General features: G+C 35.0%; 5 protein-coding genes. All 5 read right to left on the bottom strand.

What is annotated here, in order from left to right:
- Positions 1–106: 106 nt before the first annotated feature.
- Positions 107–1,153 carry a hypothetical protein gene (locus ACY651_RS19310; protein ID WP_462255146.1) on the bottom strand — a complete coding sequence of 349 codons (1,047 nt, stop codon included), beginning with the start codon at positions 1,151–1,153 and terminating at the stop codon, positions 107–109.
- Between the two features lie 282 nt (positions 1,154–1,435).
- On the bottom strand, positions 1,436–2,071 hold the full coding sequence (locus ACY651_RS19305; RefSeq protein WP_462255145.1) for a hypothetical protein: 636 nt from the start codon (positions 2,069–2,071) through the stop codon (positions 1,436–1,438).
- Between the two features lie 246 nt (positions 2,072–2,317).
- Positions 2,318–2,899 (bottom strand): hypothetical protein, encoded by a 582-nt coding sequence (locus ACY651_RS19300; RefSeq protein WP_462255144.1) that lies wholly within the window; start codon positions 2,897–2,899, stop codon positions 2,318–2,320.
- A gap of 311 nt (positions 2,900–3,210) precedes the next feature.
- Positions 3,211–4,425 carry a tyrosine-type recombinase/integrase gene (locus ACY651_RS19295; protein ID WP_462255143.1) on the bottom strand — a complete coding sequence of 405 codons (1,215 nt, stop codon included), beginning with the start codon at positions 4,423–4,425 and terminating at the stop codon, positions 3,211–3,213.
- Positions 4,426–4,588: 163 nt separating this feature from the next.
- A partial coding sequence (locus ACY651_RS19290; RefSeq protein ID WP_462255142.1) for a TonB-dependent receptor occupies positions 4,589–6,465 on the bottom strand: 1,877 nt, incomplete at its 5' end.

Genomic DNA, 6,465 nt, shown 5'->3' with positions numbered 1-6,465 from the left:
ACTCCATCGAAAATTTCGAGTAGATTTTCTTGAATTTTATTTGCTATTTCCTTAAGAGTAGGAACTATTGAAATGAAATTAGCTTTTATTATTTCAAAGTCGTTTCTCATTTAGCTGTTTTCTCTGTTTGCTGAACGTTTATTTTTTTACTGTTTAGCTTGCCTTCGATAGTAATATTTTTACTGCCATCTTTATTTAAAGTCTCAGTTACATGTTTTTCGTAGTTAAAAGTAGGCACATATGCAGTTATTCCATCCTGTAAACTTAATACTGTTTTACCAAATTCTTTTTTATATACCTCATTGTCAACTAAAAAAATTGAATTGAAAAAATCATCATTTGTCTCGTTTTTAATTTTAGCTGTAATACTTTCCGATAAATAAGTACTGCAAAAATCTGAAACACTCATTTGTATATTTTTCTTGCTCCTTAAATTTATGACGCCTGAAATTATTTCTTCTTGTTCCGCAATATCTGTAGTTTTTAAAAGAATTGCTTTAATGACTTTTGAAAATTGTAAAGTTCCTTGAGCTGCTGTCAAAGCAGTTTTTGAATCAAGAAATGATTCAATCCAAAAGAATGATATAGGTTTATACGAACTGCCTGAAATTTGTTTATCTATTGAATAACCTTTCCAAAATGACTTTGTAGATAAAATATCTTCATAAACAGCCATTTTATAATGATTTGATTTCTTTGTAAAAACTTCTGAAATATAATCAATCAATAATTTTTTTCCATGATTTACTAAACCTTCAACTCCTTTAAATCTTGTTAACACAATTCTTGTTGTTTGTTCCTTTTTTCCTTCAAGTATTGTGAATAATCCTGTTCCATTTCTTTCGTCTGTTATTTCATAAAGTTTTTGTGCTAATTTCTGAGCATGTGTAGTTTTAGCTTTAGCGGTTGATAATTGTGAAATAGAAAGTATTGTGTTTCTTGTATCATTATTTTGTTTGTCGTCAGAATTAAAAAGTATTTCAATTTTGGCAACATCAATTGCAGAGTCAAATATTTTAAAGAGATACTCTGTTGTTTTACTTTCAGTTTTAATTAACTCAGTTTCTAAAATATAAGGTTGGTCTTCATCATGAAAAGGCGGAATGTAAGCCAAATAGACAAAATTTATTTCAAATCCGTTGTTAGTTTTCATTAAAATTTCTTTATAAAATTGTTAAAAAGTTATGTTTTGAATTCAATATAATTGTCAAGAAGTGCAGAGTGCAATTGGGCTTGCAGGCAACGAACAGGGCTTTATGCAGGTTGGGAATTAGAATTCCGTCTGCCCGGGCCGCTGTTGATTGAAATTATAAAGTTGAAGTTAAGAATTAATGACCAGCGATGTTTGTCCTGCCCGAACCAATGACCGGCTTTGCAATTTGTTGAAGTTAAGTTTGTCAAGCCCAACTTGCATAAAACCCCATGTTGGTGGCAGTTAATTTGTCAACGGATTTCTAGTCTTTTCAAAATCTCTTGGCAAAAGCTCTATTGTCTTGTCAACCGCCACGCCAATGTTTGTTGTTTTAAATGAATTGTTTGATTGAGAATTGTCCAAAGTCATTCCGATTTCAAAAGTGTCCTTGTTGCAAAATATGATTGGTGATTTGAAATTGTCATTTGGAATTTCAAGAATATTGCTGAACCACAAATTGTCGTGACTAAAAAAGGGAAATAAGTTGTAAAGCTTCTTTTTTAAAGCCAAAAATAAGTCAGCGTTAAAAAGTGTCTCTCGTTTTTTAATTCTTTCGTATTCACTTGTCCACCTTTTTTCTAAAAGTTCGTCAACTGTTAATGTCAACAAGTTTGAATATTTCTCTGAAATGCGGAACTCGTTATGTTCGTCTTTAAGATGCCTGATAGTTTGATTTTTGGAAAGCCAACTGTCAGTTATTAATGCAATTTTTATCAAATCGGTTGTTGTAATTTGTCCAGCAATTATTTCTCTGTCTACTAATTGAAGTTGCATTTGTTCGCTGTCTACAAAACTGCAAACGTCAATATTGCGGCTGCCACTTTCTGCAAATGCCCAACCGTCAAAATTCATTTTAATTGTCGTGTCCTTACTTGTCATAAGCCTGACAGATGAATTTATTTTGTCGAGTTCAGATTGAAGTATCGTTGTCAAACCTATCATCATTCAGGGTCGTCTGTTTAATTGCCACCAACGAGCAGGGCTTGCTGCAGGGCTGGAATTCATTGCTCGTCCAGCCCGGAACCGCTGCTGAATAAAGATATAAAAGTACAGGTTAACAAACAAAAGCCCAACAATGTATGTCCAGCCCAGATGAAGCACAACAGCGATATAATGATCATTGCTTCAATGTCCAGCCAGCCTTGCAGCAAACCCAATGTTGGTGGCAGTTTTAGTCCGCCAGAATTGTTTGGTTGCCGAAACTATGTAACTGTTTTTGTCTTTAAGAAGTGATAAATTTATTTTCAAAGTCCTGCCCGAAAATAATCTTTCAAGTCCCATAAAAATAAATTTGGAAGGGTTCAAAATTTGCCTAAAGACGATATTGTCTTTTGTCGTGTTTATACAAATAAATGACCAGCGAAAGTTAAATGAACTTATTTGCTTTATGTCTGCCCATTCCAATTTGAGATTGTTCCAATTGTCAAAAAGATATTTGTCTGTCAACACAATTGCTGGTTTGCGAAGTAAAAGTTTTACAAATGCGTTTGTTATGAGCAAGAATGGATTTGACAGAAGTATAAAAGCTGCTAGAAAACCAAATAGCAAGTTAGTTTTATTCGTTGTCCAGCATAAATAAAACATTGTCCCAAAACCAAAGTAGTATGGTAACGTTATTAAAAAGGCAAGTGTCGTATAAAGAGGATGATAATAAAAGTATTGTTCTTCGTCCTCAATATTTATTTTGTCTAAGCTTGAATTGGTCATAAAAATCTTGAATGAATTAGGGTGCCGTTTAAAATTGCCACCAACGCATAAATATACGAAAGTTTTCAGCCTCTGAAAATTGCATATATTTTTATAAGTTATTGAATTTAATTTGTTTGTAAAAATATACGCAACTTGTAAACTCGTAATTTTTGTTTCGTAAATTCATTTTGCAAAAGTTAAAAAATATAACATGTGGATGCATTTTTTTAAAAGCTTCGCTTTCCTCAACTACATGTTTGTAACTAAGGCAGGATGTTGAAATAAAGGTATTGTTTATTTTTAATATTTATATTTTTAATTATTGTTTTTTAGCCTAAGTCTAAATGATCTAAGGGACTTATAATTTGTAACACATCTCTATTTGTAACATGTAAATACCGTAAGGTGGTTTTAATATCATTGTGGCCTAATAGTTTCATAATCATGGATACGTCTGTGCCTTTATCTAACAAATGCGTGGCAAAACTATGGCGCAGTGCATGTATGCTTCCGGGTTTTAGTATGCCAGCCCTTTGTTTTGCTGCCTGTAAAACTAATTGAAGGCTCCTTGTACTGTAGGGTTCGGTGGGTACCTGGCCGCAAAATAAATAACTGGCTTTATCGGGTTTGCAGGTAATAAAATATTCCCTTAGCATTACTAATAAAACAGGGCTTAGTGGTATGGTCCTGTCTTTTTTGCCTTTTGCCTGCTGTATTTTTATTTGCATTCGTTTACTATCTATTTGCCACACTTTTAGTAATGTTACCTCACTCACCCTCATACCTGTACTGTAAGCAAGCATCAGCATTGTCTTGTGTTTTATGTTACCAGTTTGTTTTATTATTTTGGTTATCTCGTCCTGATTAAAAAAATTAGGGTTTTGCTGTTGTTTTTTTGGCCTTGGTATTTCCCAAAAAAATTTTTCTTTTTTTAGTACCTGCTCAAAATAAAATTTTAATGCATTCATACGGCTGTGCAATGTTGCTTCGGATAGTTTTAAAGATGTATGGCAGTATTGTAAATATTTTTTTATCCGGGCTGTATCAAAAGTATTTGCTTCGGTATTTTTAATGGCTGCTAAAAACTGGTTCATTTCATTTATATAGGTTTTAATGGTGGAAGGGCTGTAGGCTTTAAGTATAAGGTGCTGGTGCATTGCGGCAATTACATTTGCATTTACCGGGTATGTATTTAGAGATTTATGAATAGTGATTTGTTTGTTTACTGTTTGCGGCAGTGTGGCTGCAGGTTTTATTATGCCCGGCTGCGGTATGGATTTATTGCCAATGGAGGTTACTTTCTGTTTATTAGTAAGGTATTTATGCAGTTCAGTTTGCTCAATTATTGCAATTGTTTTTACTGCTGCAACTATTTTGCTATGGCTAATTTTATTAAGCGGCATGTACCAGCACCGGTTAGTCTTACTCCATTTTGCACCGCTGATATTTTTAACTGCACCGTTTAGTATTGCCTTGCTGGTGAAATAAATACCTATGCATTCTGCATTGCGGTGCTGTATAGCTTTTAATATAACTGTTTCCATATTTTAAATATAGAAATTTTAAAAACAGTATTATAATTTATTTTAGCACAAAAAATACGCTTAAGTAAAAGTTCAATAAAGCTGTAATAGTACAAGTGAGTGACACAACGATGTACCACAATGAACCAATGTCCGTTTCAAAATAAATAATTGGCAAAGCCAATTAAAATCTGCCTACAATTTTAAAATTTACTAACCTTGGCGTTAGGCGGTTGGGGATGCTGTAGGTGTTGTTGGCAAAATCTTTTATTAGCTGGTAGCTGATGGTGTTAGGCCGGTCGATTAAATTAAATACTTCAAAACTTGCCCAGATATTTTCGAAACCGGAGAAAGGGCTGTGGCTGCGGCGTTTACTTTTTTCGGTTAGCAGTTGTGCGCTAAAACCTATATCAATTCTTATATACGGATCTATAATTAATGCGTTGCGGTATTTAACACTGTTGGGTATATTGTAACTCATGTTGCTGCCGTACAGCAAATTTAAATGCACTTTAAAATTTTTATTGGTGGGCAGGTAATCTTCTAAAAATAAACCTACGGTTATTAAACGGTCGGTGGGGCGGCGTACAAAACCCATTTCATTTTTTATACTGTCAACCGGCTGCTGATCGGTGCTTTGTGCGGTAATAATTTCGCCTGCGGCATTTTTATACTGGTAATACACATCGTTGTTTAAATTTTCACGTGTACGCATAAAACCAATGCTGAACCAGCTTTCGGCATCTTTTACCAGCTCGCCAAACAGTCTTGCTTCAATACCTGTTGCATAGGCTTTGGCATCGTTGTTACCGGCGTAACGTATTTTTACATTGTCCACATCATACACATCTACATCACTTAAGCTTTTGTAATAGGCTTCGGTGGTAATGCGAAAGGGGCGGCCTTCTAATCCTTTAAAATTATAATCGGCACCGGCTACAAACTGGTAACTTTTTTGTGCTTTTACATTGGTGTTTAATGTGCCATCGTATCTTCTCAGCTCCCGGTAAAATGGCGGCTGGCTGTAAACGCCTGCGGCAAATTTTAATACCATATCTTTTTTCCACTGTGGCTTATAACTAACCTGCATGCGTGGGCTTAATAAAAATTGTTTGTTAAGGCTGTTGTAATTGTAGCGTATGCCTGCCTGCAGCGTAATGTCTTTTGCGGCATTGCCCAGGCGGATATTATCCTGCACATAACCACTGAATTTTTGTATAGAAAGATCGGCAGTGGAAGTTAAAACTTTATATAAATTTAAATTGGCGGGGTTGTGCGGCAGCGAATAACCGGCACTGTCCTGATATTCAAATTCTTTTAATTTATCGTTAATGTTTGTCTGCTCTATACTGTTGCCAAACTGTATAAAATGTTTGCCTTTATCGATACTGCCTTTAAGCGATGCATTATATACGGCGATATCTAAAGTATTGCGGCCATAGTTTTGGTAATAGCCTGCACCCAGCGGATTTATTATTTGGCCAAAAGTGCTGCTGCTGCGGTCAAAATCCCTGTCGCCAAAAAGATAGGCGCCGGCAATATCGAAGTTTTCATTTTCTTTATTACTAAAGCGGCTAAGCATCCACTTTAGGTTTAATTTTTTGGTTGGCTTGTACAGCATGCTCAGGCCAAGCAGGTTGGTTTTGTAGCCGTCCTGCTCTTTGCCTTCAAAAAAAATATCTAAACCAAGGTTTGCTGTAAACAGCGGCGAAAAAACAGAAGTTGTTTTTTGTGCGGACTGCGGAAACAGTGTAAATTTTGTTACTGAATAATTACCTAAAAATTCTAACTGCAATTTTTCGCTAACCTTATAAGTAATAAATGTTTGAAAATCGGAAGAGGAAGGAATGTAGGAGCCCACAGTTTCCTGGCTGCGTAATAAATTTTTATTGCTTTTATTGCGTAAGCCAAACAGATAGGTAACGTTTCCTTTTTTGTTAGCGCCTTCCAAATGTAAACCCTGCTCTAACAAACTTATATAAGCTGTGCCGGCAAATGCTTTTGGTTTTTTATATTGAATGTCTAATACGCTGCTCATTTTATCGCCATACTTTGCCTGGA

This window comes from Ferruginibacter sp. (assembly GCF_031391665.1).
GTDB lineage: Bacteria > Bacteroidota > Bacteroidia > Chitinophagales > Chitinophagaceae > Ferruginibacter.
The sequence above is the reverse complement of the archived record's forward strand: the minus strand, read 5'-3'. Positions and strand labels throughout refer to the sequence as shown.